A 16,204-nucleotide genomic window follows, 5' to 3' on the forward strand; every position below is an offset into this window, starting at 1 on the left:
ATTGCTACGCACTGGCCACCACACCGTTTTTATGACGGTCAGCCACGCGAGAGAGCACGATGCCCCAGGCCGCCCATGTATCCCGAGCCCTTTCCCCCCAGGCGCAGTCACTGGTCGAGCAGGAAAGCCGCCAGGGTGTCGAGCAGGCGTTCGCTTTGTTCGACCAGGTCTCCAGCCAGCTCAGCCAGTCCTACAGCCTGCTCGAAGCCCGGGTCAGTGAGCTCAAGGGCGAGCTGGCGGTGGTCAGCGCCCAGCGCATCGAGGAGTTGAACGAGAAAGAACGCCTGGCCAACCGCTTGCAGCATTTGCTGGACCTGCTGCCGGGCGGGGTGATCGTCATCGACGGGCAGGGTAGCGTTCGCGAAGCCAATCCGGCCGCCTGCGAGTTGTTGGGCAAGCCATTGATCGGCCAGCTGTGGCGTGAAGTCATTGCCCGCAGTTTTGCCCCGCGACTGGACGACGGCCATGAAGTGTCCCTGCGCGACGGCCGTCGCCTGTCCATTGCCACGCGCTCGCTGGATGCCGAGCCGGGGCAGCTGGTGCTGCTCAACGACCTGACGGAAACCCGTCGCCTGCAAGACCAGTTGGCACGCCACGAGCGATTGTCCTCGCTCGGGCGCATGGTCGCCTCGCTGGCGCATCAGATTCGCACGCCGCTCTCTGCTGCCATGCTTTACGCCAGCCACCTGGCCGACCCTGAACAGGCGTTGACCACTCAGACCCGGCAGCGCTTCGCTGGCAGTCTCAAGGAGCGTCTGCATGAGCTGGAACAACAGGTCCGCGACATGCTGGTGTTCGCCCGTGGCGAGTTGCCACTCACGGATCGAATTTCTCCGAAAGCCTTGTTCCAGGCGTTGCAGCAGGCTGCGCAGACGCATGTTCACGGGCACGCGGTGCGCTGGCAGTGTGACAGCCGCCTGGGTGAGCTGCTGTGCAACCGCGACACGCTGGTGGGTGCACTGCTGAACGTGATCGAAAACGCCACCCAGGCCAGCCAGGGCGCTGCGCGGCTCAAGGTGCACCTATGGCGTCGCCAGCAGACCCTGCACCTGTGCATCAGTGACGCTGGCACTGGCATTGCACCTGATCTGCTCGCCCGTCTTGGCGAGCCCTTCCTGACCACCAAGTCGACCGGTACGGGGCTCGGGCTAGCGGTGGTCAAGGCGGTGGCCAAGGCCCACCACGGCAGCGTGCAGGTGCGTTCGAAGGTGGGGCGCGGCACCTGCGTGCGGGTGGAGTTGCCCTTGATCGATGGGTCGTTGGCGGAGAGCCGGTGATGACGGTGAATGTGTTGCTGGTCGAGGATGACCGTGTGCTGCGCGAGGCACTGGCCGATACCCTCGACCTGGGTGGTTTCGCCTACAAAGCGGTGGACAGCGCAGAGCAGGCCCTGAAAGTGGTGCATGAAGAACCCTTCAACCTGGTCATCAGCGACGTGAACATGCCGGGCATGGACGGCCACCAGTTGCTGGCCCAGCTGCGCCGCCAGCAGCCGCAATTGCCGGTATTGCTGATGACCGCTCACGCGGCCGTGGAACGGGCGGTGGAAGCCATTCGCCAAGGTGCGGTGGATTACCTGGTCAAACCCTTTGAACCCAAGGCGCTGCTCAACCTTGTGCAGCGGCATGCCGCCGGGCGTATGACGGACGAGGAGGGCCCTGTTGCACGCGAGCCCTCCAGCCGGCAGTTGCTGGAGCTGGCCGCACGCGTGGCGCGCAGTGGCTCGACCGTGTTGATTTCCGGTGAGTCGGGCACGGGCAAGGAAGTGCTGGCGCGCTACATCCACCAGCAGTCCCCCCGTGCCAGCCAGCCGTTCGTTGCGATCAACTGTGCCGCCATTCCGGACAACATGCTTGAGGCCACGCTGTTCGGCCATGAGAAGGGTGCCTTTACCGGGGCGATCGCTGCCCAGCCCGGGAAGTTCGAGCAGGCCAACGGGGGTACCTTGCTGCTGGACGAGATCTCGGAAATGCCCCTGGCCTTGCAGGCCAAGTTGCTGCGGGTGCTGCAGGAACGTGAGGTCGAGCGGGTAGGGGGGCGCAAGCCCATCGCGCTGGATATCCGCGTGGTGGCCACCACCAATCGGGACCTGGCGGGCGAGGTGGCTGCCGGTCGTTTTCGCGAGGACCTGTTCTACCGGTTGTCCGTGTTCCCGCTGGCCTGGCGCCCCCTGCGCGAGCGGCCCGGCGACATCGTTCAACTGGCCGAGCGCTTGCTGGCTCGTCACATTGCAAAAATGCAGCATGCCCCCGTGCGCCTGTCCGCCGACGCGCAGGCCTGCCTGCAAGCCTGGACCTGGCCTGGCAACGTGCGTGAGCTGGATAATGCATTGCAGCGCGCCTTGATCCTGCAGCAAGGCGGGGTGATCGAGGCGGCGGATTTTTGTCTTGATGGCGCCATTCCCTTGTCAGGTGGCGCTGTGCCACTATCTGGGCAAGGTGGACTTGCAGCCGAGCAGGGCGACGACAAGCGGCGTCACGAGTACCAGCAGATCATCGATACCCTGCGGGCCGAGCGAGGTCGGCGCAAGGAAGCGGCCGAGCGCCTGGGGATCAGCCCGCGCACGCTGCGCTATAAGCTTGCGCAGATGCGCGACGCCGGTTTCGACGTCGAGGCCAGTCTGTTTGGCGAGTAAGACAGTCGCGTTTTACCCTGCAGACGTCATCTCTAGCGCGGGTAATCCAGCGCTCTTTTAGGCATCGCCCGCCAAGCGTGCGTGATCTTCACGGTGCTTCGTAGCCTGATACGCCCGTTTTTTCCTAGACGTATTCACCCTTTCATAAGGCTGGCACCTTTGTTGCTTTACGAAGGCTATCCGCCGCATGACTGTCAAAAATATGCGGCCGCCGGAGAGAGAAGCTCATGACCCAAGGTGTTGAATTCAATCGTCTGATGCTGGACATGCGGGCCATGCAGGCCGATGCCATGTCGCTGCCGAAAGTATCAGCCGCCCCTGAGCTGGCCCCAGGGCAAAGTACCTTTGCCGACATGCTGGGCCAGGCCATCGGCAAGGTGAATGACACCCAGCAGGCCTCTTCGCAGTTGGCGAACGCGTTCGAAATCGGCAAGACCGGGGTCGACCTCACCGACGTGATGATTGCCTCGCAGAAAGCCAGCGTTTCGATGCAGGCCTTGACCCAGGTACGCAACAAGCTCGTCCAGGCGTACCAGGACATCATGCAAATGCCGGTTTGAGGGCAGACGTAGACCATGGCTGAAGCAGTCGTCGACAACGCGCCCGCCAAGGGCGGCGCGCCAGCGCCCAAGGCACCCCTGGTGCGCCTGGCGTTCCTGGAAAACATTGCGCAGATGCCCATGCTGCGTCAGATCGGCCTGATGGTCGGCCTGGCTGCCAGCGTGGCGATCGGCTTTGCCGTGGTGCTGTGGTCGCAGCAGCCGGACTACCGTCCGCTGTACCCCAGCCTGTCGGGCATGGACACCAAGCAGGTCATGGACACCCTGGCGGCGGCCGACATTGCCTACAACGTGGAACCCAATTCCGGGGCCCTGCTGGTCAAGGCCGACGACATCTCCCGTGCGCGCCTGAAGCTGGCAGCTGCGGGCGTGGCGCCTACCGACGGCAACGTCGGCTTCGAGCTGCTCGACAAGGAGCAGGGCCTTGGCACCAGCCAGTTCATGGAGGCCACGCGTTACCGCCGCAGCCTGGAAGGCGAATTGGCGCGCACCGTGTCGAGCCTGAACAACGTCAAGGGTGCCCGCGTGCACCTGGCCATTCCCAAGAGCTCGGTGTTCGTGCGCGATGAGCGTCGGCCCAGTGCATCGGTACTGGTCGAGCTCTATCCAGGTCGTGCACTTGAGCCCGGCCAGGTAATGGCCATCGTCAACCTGGTGGCCACCAGCGTGCCTGAGCTGGACAAGTCCCAGGTCACCGTGGTCGACCAGAAAGGCAACCTGCTGTCCGAACAGATCCAGGATTCTGCCCTGACCCAGGCTGGTAAGCAGTTCGACTACAGCCGCCGAATGGAAGGCATGCTGACCCAGCGTGTGCACAACATCCTGCAACCGGTGCTGGGCAACGACCGCTACAAGGCCGAAGTGTCTGCCGACCTGGACTTCAGTGCGGTCGAGTCCACCTCCGAGCAGTTCAATCCGGACCAACCGGCGCTGCGCAGTGAGCAGTCGGTCGACGAGCAGCGCGCTAGCAGCCAGGGCCCACAAGGTGTGCCGGGCGCGTTGAGCAACCAGCCACCGGGTGCCGCTTCGGCGCCACAGACCACTGGCGGTACCGCAGGTGCAGCGGGCGCCATCCAGCCTGGCCAGCCGTTGGTCGATGCCAATGGCCAGCAGATCATGGACCCGGCCACCGGCCAGCCGATGCTCGCGCCTTATCCGTCCGACAAGCGCCAACAGAGCACCAAGAACTTCGAGCTCGACCGCTCCATCAGCCATACCCGCCAGCAACAGGGGCGCATGACGCGCCTGTCCGTGGCGGTTGTGGTGGACGATCAGGTCAAGGTGGATGCCGCCACCGGGGAGACCACCCATGTGCCGTGGGCTGCCGAGGACCTGACGCGCTTCACCCGGCTGGTCCAGGATGCCGTTGGCTTCGACGCCAGCCGGGGCGACAGCGTGACCGTGATCAACGTGCCGTTCGCGCCAGACCGTGGCGAAGAGATTGCCGATATCGCGTTCTACCAGCAGCCCTGGTTCTGGGATATCGTCAAGCAAGTGCTGGGCGTGCTGTTCATCCTGGTGCTGGTGTTCGGCGTATTGCGGCCTGTGCTCAACAACCTGACAGGGGGTGGCAAGCAGCCTGCCCTTGAAAATGACATGGAGCTGGGCGGCATGATCGGTCTAGATGGCGAACTGGCCAACGACCGCGTCAGCCTGGGTGGCCCGACAAGCATTCTGCTGCCTAGCCCCACCGAGGGTTACGAGGCACAGCTCAACGCAATCAAAGGCCTTGTGGCCGAAGACCCGGGCCGCGTAGCCCAGGTCGTCAAAGACTGGATCAACGCCGATGAGTGATAACCGAGCCGTTACCGCCAAGCTGAGCCGCGTCGACAAGGCAGCCATCCTGCTGCTATCGCTGGGTGAAACCGACGCCGCGCAGGTACTGCGCCACATGGGGCCCAAGGAAGTGCAGCGCGTGGGCGTGGCCATGGCGCAGATGGGCAACGTGCACCGTGACCAGGTCGAACAGGTGATGAGCGAGTTCGTCGAAGTGGTCGGCGATCAGACCAGCCTGGGCGTGGGCTCCGATGCGTACATTCGCAAGATGCTCAACCAGGCACTGGGCGAGGACAAGGCCAACGGCCTGGTCGACCGCATCCTGCTCGGTGGCAACACCAGCGGCCTGGACAGCCTCAAGTGGATGGAACCACGCGCCGTGGCCGACGTGATCCGCTACGAGCACCCGCAGATCCAGGCCATTGTCGTGGCTTACCTGGACCCTGACCAGGCCGGTGAGGTGCTGAGCAACTTTGACCACAAGGTCCGGCTGGACATCGTATTGCGCGTCTCGTCGCTCAATACCGTGCAACCTGCTGCCCTGAAGGAGCTGAACCAGATTCTGGAGAAACAGTTCTCCGGCAATTCCAACGCCGCGCGCACCACCCTGGGTGGCATCAAGCGTGCCGCCGACATCATGAACTTCCTCGACAGCTCCGTGGAAGGCGCCCTGATGGATTCGATCCGCGAAATCGACAGCGACCTGTCCGAGCAGATCGAAGACCTGATGTTCGTCTTCAACAACCTGGCCGATGTGGATGACCGCGGTATCCAGGCGCTGCTGCGCGAGGTGTCTTCCGACGTGCTGGTGGTGTCGCTCAAGGGCGCGGACGAGCGGGTCAAGGACAAGGTGTTCAAGAACATGTCCAAGCGTGCTTCGGAACTGCTGCGTGATGACCTTGAGGCCAAGGGTCCGGTTCGTGTCAGCGATGTTGAAACGGCCCAGAAGGAAATCCTCACCATCGCCCGTCGCATGGCCGAAGCCGGCGAAATCGTGCTCGGTGGCAAAGGTGCCGAGGAAATGATCTAAGCGGCGAGCCGCCATGGGTCAGCGCAAGGCGATTGCGTCACGCACGCAATCTGCCTTAGCGTGCAGTCTTCGGCAGGCGGTATGGCGCCTGGCACCCTGATAGACAGGTTTTTGAATGTCGACCAAAGAACATCACCCCAGTGACCTGATCCGGGCCCGCGACCTCGAGGGCGTAGACGTCTGGACGTTGCCCAGCTTCGACCCCCAGCCCGCGCACGAGCCTGAGCCCGAACCGGTCGAGGTGGAGGAAGAAGTCGAGGAAGTGCCGCTGGAGGACGTTCAGCCGCTGACCCTCGAAGAGCTCGAAGCTATTCGCCAGGAAGCCTACAACGAAGGCTTCGCAACCGGTGAGCGTGATGGGTTTCACAGCACCCAGCTCAAGGTGCGCCAAGAGGCCGACGAGGCCCTGAAGGCGAAGCTGGCCAGCCTGGAAAAGCTGATGACCCATTTGATGGAGCCCATCGCCGAGCAGGACACCCAGATCGAAAGGACCCTGGTGCACCTGGTGTCGCACATGGCGCGCCAGGTGATCGGCCGTGAACTCACGAGCGATTCCAGCCAGATTACCCAGGTGCTGCGCGAAGCCCTCAAGCGCCTGCCCATGGGTGCCGACAATATCCGTATTCACCTGAACCCGCAGGATTTCGAACTGGCCAAGGCCTTGCGCGAGCGCCACGAAGAGCAGTGGCGCCTGCTCGAAGACAGCACCCTGCTTCCCGGTGGCTGCCGTATCGAGACTGCCCACAGCCGTATCGATGCGACCATGGAAACCCGCATCGAGAAGACCGTCGCGCAGTTGTTCGATCAGATGCATGACCATGCGCTGCACCCGGCAGCGCCTGATGTGAGCGTTGACCTGGACGCGCCGGTGGAGGACGCCGATGCGCCTTGACCGTACCAGCTTTGCCAAGCGCCTGGGCAGTTATGCCGAGGCCATCGAGGTGCCGGCGCAACCGGTGGTCGAGGGGCGACTGCTGCGCATGGTAGGCCTGACCCTGGAAGCCGAAGGGCTCAGGGCAGCCGTGGGTAGCCGCTGCCTGGTGGTCAACGACGACAGCTACCACCCGGTGCAGGTCGAAGCGGAAGTCATGGGGTTCTCTGGGTCGAAGGTGTTCCTCATGCCGGTTGGCAGCATTGTCGGCATCGCCCCGGGTGCCCGCGTGGTGCCGCTCGACGACGGTGGCCGGCTGCCTATGGGCATGAGCATGCTGGGCCGGGTACTGGACGGCGCGGGCCGCGCGCTGGACGGTAAAGGCGGCATGAAGGCCGAGGACTGGGTGCCGATGGACGGGCCGGTGATCAACCCGCTCAACCGCGACCCCATCAGCAAGCCGCTGGACGTGGGCATCCGCAGTATCAACGGCCTGCTCACCGTCGGGCGCGGCCAGCGCCTGGGCTTGTTCGCCGGTACCGGTGTGGGCAAGTCGGTCTTGCTGGGCATGATGACCCGCTTCACCGAAGCCGAAATCATCGTGGTCGGCCTGATTGGCGAGCGGGGCCGCGAAGTGAAGGAATTCATCGAACACATCCTTGGCGAGGAGGGGCTCAAACGCTCCGTGGTGGTGGCTTCGCCCGCTGACGATGCGCCCCTGATGCGCTTGCGGGCGGCCATGTACTGCACCCGTATCGCCGAGTATTTTCGCGACAAGGGCAAGAACGTGCTGCTGTTGATGGATTCGCTGACCCGCTTTGCCCAGGCGCAGCGGGAAATCGCACTGGCCATCGGGGAGCCGCCCGCCACGCGTGGCTATCCGCCTTCGGTGTTCGCCAAACTGCCCAAGCTGGTCGAGCGAGCGGGCAATGGTGAGCCGGGTGGCGGCTCGATCACGGCGTTCTACACGGTGCTGTCCGAGGGCGACGATCAGCAAGATCCGATCGCAGATTCGGCCCGGGGTGTGCTGGACGGCCACTTCGTACTGTCGCGACGGCTGGCCGAGGAGGGTCACTACCCGGCAATCGACATCGAAGCGTCCATCAGCCGGGTGATGCCCCAGGTGGTCGATGCCGACCACCTTCGCCAGGCGCAGAAATTCAAGCAGCTCTGGTCTCGGTTGTCGCAGAGCCGCGACCTGATCAGCGTGGGTGCCTACGTGGCGGGCGGGGACCCCGAGACTGACCTTGCCATCGCGCTGCAGGCCAGGCTGGTGGAATTTCTGCGTCAAGGGCTGCGTGAGAACGTGGGCATGGCGCAAAGCCGCGATCAACTGGGGGCGATCTTCACGCCCCCGGCGGGCTGATAGGCCATGGCATTGCCCGGACGTGCGGCGCGCCTGGCCCCCGTGGTGGACATGGCCGAGGAAGCCGAGCGCAAGGCGGCCCAGCGCCTTGGCCATTTCCAGCAGCAGGTGGCCACGGCCCAGGCCAAGCTAACGGAGCTGGAGCGCTTTGGCGAGGATTATCAACAGCAGTGGCTCAACCGGGGCGGCCAGGGTGTAGACGGAAACTGGCTGGTCAACTACCAGCGCTTTCTCGGCCAGCTGGAAACGGCCATGACCCAACAGCGCCAGAGCCTCACCTGGCACCAGAACAACCTCGCCAATGCCCGCGGCACCTGGCAGCAGGCGTATGCGCGGGTAGAGGGCTTGCGCAAGCTGGTGCAACGCTATATGGACGAGGCGCGGCGCGCCGAGGACAAGCGCGAGCAGCGCTTGCTCGACGAGTTGTCCCAGCGGCTGCCGCGGCAGGGGCCGCTGTAGCTGGGGGAGCTTGATCTAGCCCCAGGTCTCTGCCCACCGGCCAATACGGCTCCCATCCCCGCTTGCCCCCTCGCCCCATCACTGCTACACCTTCATGGAGCCGCATCCGCCATCATCGAAGGAATCGCTAGCATGGCAGTGGAAACCGATGTCTCGCAGGACGGTAAAAAGCTGACGATCAAAATCAAGGGACGTTTCGATTTCGGCAAGCACCAGGCCTTTCGTGAGGCCTACGAACGCCAGCCACGCCGCCCTGACGCGGTCATCGTCGACTTGCAGGAGGTGACCTACCTGGACAGCTCTGCATTGGGCATGCTTCTGCTGCTGCGCGATCACGCCGGCGGGGACGAGGCGGATGTGCGGGTCGTCCATGCCAATTGCGACGTACGCAAGATTCTCGCCATCTCCAATTTCGACAAGCTTTTCGACATCAGTTGAATGCGCCGATGGCTGATGAACTTGGGTTGACCGTGCTGGTGGCTGAAGATGGCGCGGCCGATCGTCTGCTATTGGCGCAGATCGTCAGGCGCCAAGGACACGACGTGTTCACTGCCGAAAATGGCCAGCAAGCCGTGGACGTGTTCAAGGCTCGACGCCCGCAGCTGGTGCTACTCGATGCGTTGATGCCGGTCATGGACGGTTTCGAGGCGGCGCGGCAGATCAAGGCCCTGGCTGGCGAAACCCTGGTGCCCATCATCTTTCTCACGGCACTCAACGAAGAACAGGCCCTGGTGCGTTGCCTGGAAGCCGGTGGGGATGATTTTCTGGCCAAGCCCTACAGCGCAGTCATTCTGGCAGCCAAGATTCGGGCCATGGACCGGCTGCGACGGCTTCAGGCCACGGTGCTGGATCAGCGCGATCAGATTGCGCGGCACCACCACCATTTACTCAACGAACAGCGGGTGGCCAAAGCCGTATTCGACAAGGTGGCCCATTCTGGCTGTCTGGACGCACCGAACATCCGCTTTTTGCAATCGCCGTACGCGCTGTTCAACGGCGACCTGATGCTGGCCGCGCTCACGCCGTCCGGGGACATGCGCGTGCTGCTGGGGGACTTCACCGGGCACGGGCTGCCGGCTGCCGTGGGGGCCATGCCGCTGGCCGAAGTGTTCTACGGTATGACGGCCAAGGGCTACGGCATGGCGCAGGTATTGCGAGAGATGAATGCCAAGCTAAAGCGCATTCTGCCTGGCGACATGTTCTGCTGCGCACTGCTGGTCAACCTGAGCATGCAGCGCGGCGCAGTGGAGGTATGGAATGGCGGCATGCCTGACGGCTTCCTGCTGTCTTCGGAAGGCCGGGTGTTGTCTGCGTTGGTTTCCAGGCACTTGCCGCTGGGTGTTCTGAGTGCAGAGCAGTTCGACGACCAGACCGAGGTTTGGCCGCTGGCGCCGGGCGAGCGGCTGCTGCTGATGTCCGATGGGGTGCTCGAAACCGCCGACGATCAGGAACGTCTGTTCGGTGAGCAACGCCTGCGGGCGGTATTGGCCGACAACCGCAATCCCGCGCTGTTGTTCGATGAGCTGCTCGACGCGCTGCAACGCTTCGGTGGGCGGGCGCGCGACGATGTCAGCTTGTGTGACATACGCATGCTGGGTGCGCAATTGCCGCAGCCCATGGCGATGTTGCCTCAGGACCTGGGCCGCTGTAGCGCCATGGACTGGTCGCTGAGTTTCGATGTGAGAGGAGAAAGCCTGCGCCGTTTCAACCCGGTACCCTACCTGGTGCAGTTGTTGCAGGAAATACATGGCCTGCGTTCATCGGCCGGCACCCTCTACAGTGTGCTGAGCGAACTGTACTCTAATGCGCTTGAACATGGCGTGCTGGGGCTGGACTCTCGGCTCAAATGCGATGCGCCAGGCTTTGCCGATTATTATCAGGAGCGTGCCAGGCGCTTGCAGGTGATCGAAGAAGGCTACGTGCGCATCAATCTTGCAGTTGAACCGCTCGCCGCTGGTGGGCGTCTGAAGGTGGAGGTCAGGGACAGCGGCGAAGGGTTCGACGTGCAGCAGGTGCTTGCGCAGCCATTGCCAGAGCAAGGCCTCAGTGGCCGGGGAATGGCACTGGTCAGGCGGCTGTCCACTGTGGCGCGCTGGACAGAGGGCGGGCGCTGTGCGCACGTCGAGTTCATCTGGTGAGTCCGCGTCGGGCTCTGCCATAATCTGACTTGATCAAGGAGCGAACAAGTGGCTGACATGCATATCGACCACAAGGTACTCAGTGACCTGCGTGAAATCATGGAAGACGGCTATCTGCAGCTGGTGCAGACCTTTCTGGACGATTCCGAACGGCGTCTTGGCCAACTTCACGCTGCCCGCAGCGCAGTGGAACTCGGCGCCGCCGCCCACAGTTTCAAGGGCAGCAGCAGCAACATGGGCGCCGTTGCGCTGGCAACTCTGTGCCAGGAACTCGAGGACAAGGCCCGCCATCCCCCGCTGCTGGGCATCGAAGACCTTATCAACCGGATTGATCTGGAGTTTGCCGAGGTGCAGCGCTTCTACCGTGCCGAACATCATCGGATATCGGCAGGTTAGCCCACGCGCTTGCCGCCCCCATATGAGTTGGCGCGAGTTTTGCTGGGTAATGCCCGTGATCATTTTGTTTATGGCGCGGAGACTGCTCAATGCCTGTTGCATCCAACCCTTTGCTGCAAGCCAACATCAAGGCTGACGCAGCCCGTTCTGCTAGCGCCACCGCCGCCAAACCCCAGCAGACGCTGGGCGAGCAGGGTGATGGCTTCGGTCAGATGATGGCCAGGCAGGGGCGTGACAAGGTTGCCGGCGCTGCAGACAAGAACGCTTCGAGCAAGGCCGCTGAAAAGGCTGAAGCGGCCTCAAGCGGCAAAGGCAAGCCTGCCGACAAGCGCAGCGTTGCCGATGACGGCAATGCCTCGCCCACCGAGCACGCCACCCAGGCCGACACTGGCATGCGCGATGCCAGCCTGGTTGCCGGTCAAGTCACCGACGCGCAGCCTGGCGCCCAGTTGATCCAGGCCCAGGCCGAGGCGGTAGCCCCTGTTTTGCAGGCTGCCAATGATCAGCCGCCGTCCGAAGAGGCGCCAGATTTCGACCCTGCTGCCGATGCCCTGGCGAACTTGCCTACCCTGCGCCTGGCCCTGGAGCACAGTGCCCAAGCCAAGGGGGCCACCTCGGCCCATGCCGCAGACCCTGGTCAGCAACAGGCGCAGGCTGCGTCCGTCAATACCTTGGCGCAGGTGGGGCAAGGGGCCGAAGAAGCTTCCACCGACACCGGTGACAAGGCATTTGGCGCATTGCTCGAAGAAGGGTTGAAAGACACCAAGGGCGCCAACAGCGATACCCGAATCGATGACTTCGCCAGCCGCCTGGCCAACCTCACCCAGGCGGCAACGGCCAAGACGGCCAACGCCGTGCCGGTGAACCCCAACCCGTTGCAGCAGCCGCTGTCGATGAACCAGAACGCCTGGACCGAGGGGCTGGTGAACCGAGTCATGTACTTGTCCAGCCAGAACCTCAAGTCGGCTGATATCCAGCTTGAGCCTGCCGAGCTGGGGCGCTTGAACATCCGCGTCAATGTCGCCGCCGACCAGGCTACCCAGGTGACCTTCATCAGCGGCCACGTCGGTGTACGCGATACGCTGGACAGCCAGGTGCACCGGCTGCGCGAACTCTTTGCCCAGCAGGGCCTGGCCCAGCCGGATGTCAACGTGGCCGATCAGTCGCGAGGTCAGCAGCAACAAGGGCAGGCGGCGCAGGGGCAGGGGGGGAATGGTCTGTCCGGGGTGGCTGCGCGTGCAGGGGAGGGCTCGGTCGACGCAGCCGAGCGCGAACGGCCTGTGGAGCAGCAGGTCGTGATTGGGGACAGCGCTGTGGATTATTACGCCTGAGGCGGCTGAAGATAGGGTGACCGCCCGGCTGCCAATGCTGTTCATGTAAGACCGCTGGGGCCGTGTAATGGCCCCAGCCTGGACGCTCGCCTATTTGGCATAACACTTGCTCACCCCAAGCCATCTTCCCAGTTACTCCCGATGGACGACGGAATATTGGCATGGCGAATACCGAAGCAGTCAAAGACCCTGCCCCAAAAGGCAAACTCAAACTGATCCTCCTGGCCGTGGGTGGCCTGCTGGTGGCCGTGGGCATTTCCGTGGGCGCCACATGGTTCATCATGCACAAGAGCGAGCCTGCGCCTGCTGAGCAGGAAGGCGCCAGCACCACCAAGCCAGCGGCCATCTACGAAGCGCTCACACCCGCGTTCGTGGTGAACTTCAACCAGAATGGTCGCCAGCGCTACATGCAGGTCAGCATCACCTTGCAGGGGCGCAATCAGGCTGACCTCGATGCCCTTAAAGTGCACATGCCGGTCATCCGTAACAACCTGGTGATGATGTTCTCCGGGGTCGGCTTCGATACCCTGGCCAGCAGTTCGGTCGGCCAGGAAATGCTGCGCCAGAAAGCGACCGTCGTGGTGCAGGAAGTGGCCCAGAAAGAAGTCGGCAAGCCCGTGATCGACCAGTTGCTGTTCACCAATTTCGTATTGCAGTAGGAGCACGCAATGGCCGTACAGGACCTGCTGTCCCAGGATGAGATCGATGCCCTGCTGCACGGCGTCGACGATGGCCTGGTGCAGACTGAAAGTGCATCCGAGCCTGGCAGTATCAAAAGCTATGACCTGACCAGTCAGGACCGTATCGTCCGGGGCCGCATGCCGACCTTGGAGATGATCAACGAGCGATTTGCCCGTTACACCCGCATCAGCATGTTCAACCTGCTGCGCCGCTCGGCCGATGTGGCCGTGGGCGGCGTGCAGGTGATGAAGTTCGGGGAATACGTGCATTCGCTGTACGTGCCCACCAGCCTCAACCTGGTCAAGATCAAGCCGCTGCGCGGCACCTCGCTGTTCATCCTCGACGCCAAGCTGGTGTTCAAGCTGGTGGACAACTTCTTCGGCGGGGACGGCCGGCACGCCAAGATCGAAGGCCGCGAGTTCACCCCGACCGAGTTGCGCGTGGTACGCATGGTGCTGGACCAGTGCTTCATCGACCTCAAGGAAGCCTGGCAGGCGATCATGGAGGTGAACTTCGAGTACATGAACTCCGAGGTCAACCCGGCCATGGCCAACATCGTCGGCCCCAGCGAGGCGGTCGTGGTGTCCACGTTCCATATCGAGCTCGACGGCGGCGGGGGCGACCTGCACGTGACCATGCCGTACTCGATGATCGAGCCGGTGCGTGAAATGCTCGATGCCGGGTTCCAGTCCGATCTGGACGACCAGGACGAGCGCTGGGTCAAGGCGCTGCGTGAGGACGTGCTTGATGTCGCCGTGCCGGTAACGGCCACGGTAGCCAGGCGTCAGCTCAAATTGCGGGACATCCTGCACATGCAGCCCGGGGACGTCATCCCAGTCGAGCTGCCCGAGCACCTTGTGCTGCGCGCCAACGGCGTGCCGGCCTTCAAGGCGCGCCTGGGCTCGCACAAGGGCAACCTGGCGCTGCAGATCATCGACCCGATCGAACGCCGCTGACGGCGGCCGCTCCCAACGAATTGAATGCCTGTCGAGGAAATCATGGCTAACGAAAACGAGATCACCTCCCCGGAAGACCAGGCGCTCGCCGATGAGTGGGCTGCTGCGCTGGAAGAAACCGGTGCGGCCGGCCAGGCCGACATCGATGCACTGCTGGGCGATACCAGCCAGAATCAGGGGCCCGGCCGCCTGCCGATGGAGGAGTTCGCCAGCTCGCCCAAGCCCAATGCCAACGTCAGCCTCGAAGGCCCGAACCTGGATGTGATTCTCGACATCCCGGTGAGCATCTCGATGGAAGTAGGTAGTACCGAAATCAACATCCGCAATCTGCTCCAACTCAACCAGGGTTCGGTGATTGAGCTCGACCGCCTGGCAGGCGAGCCCTTGGATGTGCTGGTCAATGGCACGCTGATCGCCCATGGCGAAGTGGTAGTGGTCAACGAGAAGTTCGGCATCCGCCTGACGGACGTGATCAGCCCCAGTGAACGCATCAAGAAGCTGCGTTGATGAAGGCCAGGGTGCGCGTCATCGCGGCGGTTGCCGCGGCACTGGCCAGCCAGGCGTGCCTGGCCGCCGCTACGCCTGCGGCGACGCCGGTCAACCCTCCAGGGAGCCTGGGCGGGCAACTGGCGCAAATGGTCTTTGGCCTGTTGCTGGTGGTCGGGCTGATCTTTCTGCTCGCCTGGCTGCTGCGCCGAATGCAAGGTTCGGCGGTCAAGGGCGGGCACGTGATCGACATCATCGGCAGCCGCGCCATCGGCCCGCGTGATCGGCTGCTGCTGGTGCAGGTGGGCAAGGAGCAGATCCTCATCGGTCATACACCTGGCAACATCGAAGCGTTGCACGTGCTGGCCGAGCCAGTGGATGTACCCCAGGGTGCCCGCCAGGTGACGCCTGAGTTCGCCCAGCGGCTGATGGAACTGATGGGCAAGGACCCTAAGGACAAGACCCGATGAGCGCAGCGCTGCGACTGTTGTTCACCTTGGCGCTGCTGTTGGCGGCGCCGTTGGCACTGGCGGCCGACCCGCTGTCAATCCCGGCCATCACCCTGTCCAACGGTACCGATGGGCAGCAGGAGTACTCGGTCAGCCTGCAGATCCTGTTGATCATGACGGCGCTGAGCTTCATTCCAGCGTTCGTCATCCTGATGACCAGCTTCACCCGGATCATCATCGTCTTTTCCATCCTGCGCCAGGCGCTGGGGCTGCAACAGACGCCTTCGAACCAGATACTGACCGGCATGGCGCTGTTCCTGACCCTGTTCATCATGGCGCCGGTGTTCGACCGCATCAACCAGACGGCCCTGCAGCCTTACCTGAACGAGCAGTTGACCGCCCAACAGGCCATCGACCGAGCGCAGGGCCCGCTCAAGGACTTCATGCTGGCCCAGACCCGGCAGAGCGATCTGGACTTGTTCATGCGCCTGTCCAAGCGCACCGACATCGCCAGCCCCGATCAGGTGCCGTTGAGTATCCTGGTGCCGTCCTTCGTCACCTCGGAACTCAAGACGGCCTTCCAGATCGGCTTCATGATCTTCATTCCGTTTCTGATCATCGACATGGTGGTGGCCAGCGTGCTCATGGCCATGGGCATGATGATGCTGTCGCCGCTGATCATCTCCTTGCCATTCAAGATCATGCTGTTCGTGCTGGTCGATGGCTGGGCCCTGATCATGGGCACGCTGGCCAGCAGTTTCGGTGGTGTGTGACTTTGCCTGGGAGGGCCGTGCATGACGCCTGAAGTAGCCGTCGACCTGTTCCGCGACGCCTTGTGGCTGACCACGTTGATGGTTGCCGTGCTGGTGGTTCCCAGCCTGCTGGTGGGTTTGATTGTGGCCATGTTCCAGGCCGCCACCCAGATCAACGAGCAGACCTTGAGCTTTCTGCCGCGCCTGCTGGTGATGTTGATCACACTGATCGTGGCCGGGCCGTGGTTGGTGCAGAAGTTCATGGAGTACATCACGACCCTGTACACCAACATCCCCCAGCTCATCGGTTGATGCGCC

General features: G+C 63.2%; 18 protein-coding genes. All 18 read left to right on the plus strand.

All coding sequences use genetic code 11. The annotated features are described in order from the left end of the window. Positions 1–59 precede the first annotated feature (59 nt). Positions 60–1,277, plus strand: a complete 1,218-nt coding sequence (locus tag PFU01S_RS05045; protein ID WP_028687993.1) for a sensor histidine kinase — start codon at positions 60–62, stop codon at positions 1,275–1,277. Beyond that, positions 1,277–2,635, plus strand: a complete 1,359-nt coding sequence (locus tag PFU01S_RS05050) for a sigma-54-dependent transcriptional regulator (RefSeq protein ID WP_028687992.1) — start codon at positions 1,277–1,279, stop codon at positions 2,633–2,635. The genes PFU01S_RS05045 and PFU01S_RS05050 overlap by 1 nt, the downstream gene beginning before the upstream one ends. A 227-nt stretch (positions 2,636–2,862) precedes the next feature. Beyond that, on the plus strand, positions 2,863–3,195 hold the full coding sequence (gene fliE, locus PFU01S_RS05055) for a flagellar hook-basal body complex protein FliE (RefSeq protein ID WP_023533916.1): 333 nt from the start codon (positions 2,863–2,865) through the stop codon (positions 3,193–3,195). Between the two features lie 15 nt (positions 3,196–3,210). Continuing rightward, positions 3,211–4,989 (plus strand): flagellar basal-body MS-ring/collar protein FliF, encoded by a 1,779-nt coding sequence (fliF, locus tag PFU01S_RS05060; RefSeq protein WP_023533998.1) that lies wholly within the window; start codon positions 3,211–3,213, stop codon positions 4,987–4,989. Then, entirely contained in the window at positions 4,982–6,001 is a 1,020-nt protein-coding gene (fliG, locus tag PFU01S_RS05065; protein ID WP_023533955.1) for a flagellar motor switch protein FliG, read from the plus strand. The genes fliF and fliG overlap by 8 nt, the downstream gene beginning before the upstream one ends. A 115-nt stretch (positions 6,002–6,116) precedes the next feature. Next, positions 6,117–6,893: a flagellar assembly protein FliH gene (gene fliH, locus PFU01S_RS05070; RefSeq protein ID WP_027915949.1), complete on the plus strand. Its 777-nt coding sequence runs from the start codon at positions 6,117–6,119 to the stop codon at positions 6,891–6,893. Then, on the plus strand, positions 6,883–8,238 hold the full coding sequence (gene fliI, locus PFU01S_RS05075; RefSeq protein ID WP_023533988.1) for a flagellar protein export ATPase FliI: 1,356 nt from the start codon (positions 6,883–6,885) through the stop codon (positions 8,236–8,238). Before fliH ends, fliI begins: the two co-directional genes overlap by 11 nt. Before the next feature lie 6 nt (positions 8,239–8,244). Continuing rightward, positions 8,245–8,697: a flagellar export protein FliJ gene (gene fliJ / locus PFU01S_RS05080; RefSeq protein WP_027915950.1), complete on the plus strand. Its 453-nt coding sequence runs from the start codon at positions 8,245–8,247 to the stop codon at positions 8,695–8,697. A gap of 132 nt (positions 8,698–8,829) precedes the next feature. Next, positions 8,830–9,135, plus strand: coding sequence for an STAS domain-containing protein (locus PFU01S_RS05085; protein ID WP_027915951.1), 306 nt, complete (start codon positions 8,830–8,832; stop codon positions 9,133–9,135). Positions 9,136–9,143: 8 nt separating this feature from the next. Continuing rightward, the gene (locus tag PFU01S_RS05090) at positions 9,144–10,835 is read left to right on the plus strand and encodes a fused response regulator/phosphatase (RefSeq protein WP_028687991.1); all 1,692 of its coding nucleotides are present in this window, start codon (positions 9,144–9,146) and stop codon (positions 10,833–10,835) included. Positions 10,836–10,883: 48 nt separating this feature from the next. Continuing rightward, positions 10,884–11,231, plus strand: a complete 348-nt coding sequence (locus tag PFU01S_RS05095) for an Hpt domain-containing protein (protein WP_027915953.1) — start codon at positions 10,884–10,886, stop codon at positions 11,229–11,231. An 89-nt stretch (positions 11,232–11,320) separates the two neighbouring features. Next, a complete protein-coding gene (locus tag PFU01S_RS05100; protein ID WP_028687990.1) occupies positions 11,321–12,562 on the plus strand; it encodes a flagellar hook-length control protein FliK in 1,242 nt (413 codons plus the stop codon). Between the two features lie 161 nt (positions 12,563–12,723). Further along, positions 12,724–13,221, plus strand: coding sequence for a flagellar basal body-associated protein FliL (gene fliL, locus PFU01S_RS05105; RefSeq protein WP_023533973.1), 498 nt, complete (start codon positions 12,724–12,726; stop codon positions 13,219–13,221). 9 nt (positions 13,222–13,230) lie between these two features. Next, the gene (gene fliM, locus PFU01S_RS05110) at positions 13,231–14,199 is read left to right on the plus strand and encodes a flagellar motor switch protein FliM (RefSeq protein ID WP_023533965.1); all 969 of its coding nucleotides are present in this window, start codon (positions 13,231–13,233) and stop codon (positions 14,197–14,199) included. Between the two features lie 42 nt (positions 14,200–14,241). After that, positions 14,242–14,706, plus strand: coding sequence for a flagellar motor switch protein FliN (fliN, locus tag PFU01S_RS05115; RefSeq protein WP_023533974.1), 465 nt, complete (start codon positions 14,242–14,244; stop codon positions 14,704–14,706). Then, positions 14,706–15,155: a flagellar biosynthetic protein FliO gene (gene fliO, locus PFU01S_RS05120; protein WP_028687989.1), complete on the plus strand. Its 450-nt coding sequence runs from the start codon at positions 14,706–14,708 to the stop codon at positions 15,153–15,155. The genes fliN and fliO overlap by 1 nt, the downstream gene beginning before the upstream one ends. After that, a complete protein-coding gene (gene fliP / locus PFU01S_RS05125) occupies positions 15,152–15,907 on the plus strand; it encodes a flagellar type III secretion system pore protein FliP (protein WP_023533994.1) in 756 nt (251 codons plus the stop codon). The genes fliO and fliP overlap by 4 nt, the downstream gene beginning before the upstream one ends. A 21-nt stretch (positions 15,908–15,928) precedes the next feature. Next, positions 15,929–16,198, plus strand: coding sequence for a flagellar biosynthesis protein FliQ (fliQ, locus tag PFU01S_RS05130; RefSeq protein ID WP_023533926.1), 270 nt, complete (start codon positions 15,929–15,931; stop codon positions 16,196–16,198). The last annotated feature ends 6 nt before the right edge of the window (positions 16,199–16,204 follow it).

It is taken from the genome of Pseudomonas fulva NBRC 16637 = DSM 17717 (genome assembly GCF_000730565.1).
Taxonomy (GTDB): domain Bacteria; phylum Pseudomonadota; class Gammaproteobacteria; order Pseudomonadales; family Pseudomonadaceae; genus Aquipseudomonas; species Aquipseudomonas fulva.

What these genes read in the sequence shown, in the direction of transcription:
- fliO (WP_028687989.1), top strand. Translation starts at nt 14,706, where the DNA reads ATGAAGGCCAGGGTGCGCGTCATCGCGGCGGTTGCCGCGGCACTGGCC.
- PFU01S_RS05100 (WP_028687990.1), top strand. Translation starts at nt 11,321, where the DNA reads ATGCCTGTTGCATCCAACCCTTTGCTGCAAGCCAACATCAAGGCTGAC.
- fliI (WP_023533988.1), top strand. Translation starts at nt 6,883, where the DNA reads ATGCGCCTTGACCGTACCAGCTTTGCCAAGCGCCTGGGCAGTTATGCC.
- PFU01S_RS05045 (WP_028687993.1), top strand. Translation starts at nt 60, where the DNA reads ATGCCCCAGGCCGCCCATGTATCCCGAGCCCTTTCCCCCCAGGCGCAG.
- PFU01S_RS05085 (WP_027915951.1), top strand. Translation starts at nt 8,830, where the DNA reads ATGGCAGTGGAAACCGATGTCTCGCAGGACGGTAAAAAGCTGACGATC.
- fliM (WP_023533965.1), top strand. Translation starts at nt 13,231, where the DNA reads ATGGCCGTACAGGACCTGCTGTCCCAGGATGAGATCGATGCCCTGCTG.
- PFU01S_RS05090 (WP_028687991.1), top strand. Translation starts at nt 9,144, where the DNA reads ATGGCTGATGAACTTGGGTTGACCGTGCTGGTGGCTGAAGATGGCGCG.
- fliL (WP_023533973.1), top strand. Translation starts at nt 12,724, where the DNA reads ATGGCGAATACCGAAGCAGTCAAAGACCCTGCCCCAAAAGGCAAACTC.
- fliG (WP_023533955.1), top strand. Translation starts at nt 4,982, where the DNA reads ATGAGTGATAACCGAGCCGTTACCGCCAAGCTGAGCCGCGTCGACAAG.
- fliP (WP_023533994.1), top strand. Translation starts at nt 15,152, where the DNA reads ATGAGCGCAGCGCTGCGACTGTTGTTCACCTTGGCGCTGCTGTTGGCG.
- fliJ (WP_027915950.1), top strand. Translation starts at nt 8,245, where the DNA reads ATGGCATTGCCCGGACGTGCGGCGCGCCTGGCCCCCGTGGTGGACATG.
- PFU01S_RS05050 (WP_028687992.1), top strand. Translation starts at nt 1,277, where the DNA reads ATGACGGTGAATGTGTTGCTGGTCGAGGATGACCGTGTGCTGCGCGAG.
- fliN (WP_023533974.1), top strand. Translation starts at nt 14,242, where the DNA reads ATGGCTAACGAAAACGAGATCACCTCCCCGGAAGACCAGGCGCTCGCC.
- fliF (WP_023533998.1), top strand. Translation starts at nt 3,211, where the DNA reads ATGGCTGAAGCAGTCGTCGACAACGCGCCCGCCAAGGGCGGCGCGCCA.
- fliE (WP_023533916.1), top strand. Translation starts at nt 2,863, where the DNA reads ATGACCCAAGGTGTTGAATTCAATCGTCTGATGCTGGACATGCGGGCC.
- fliH (WP_027915949.1), top strand. Translation starts at nt 6,117, where the DNA reads ATGTCGACCAAAGAACATCACCCCAGTGACCTGATCCGGGCCCGCGAC.
- fliQ (WP_023533926.1), top strand. Translation starts at nt 15,929, where the DNA reads ATGACGCCTGAAGTAGCCGTCGACCTGTTCCGCGACGCCTTGTGGCTG.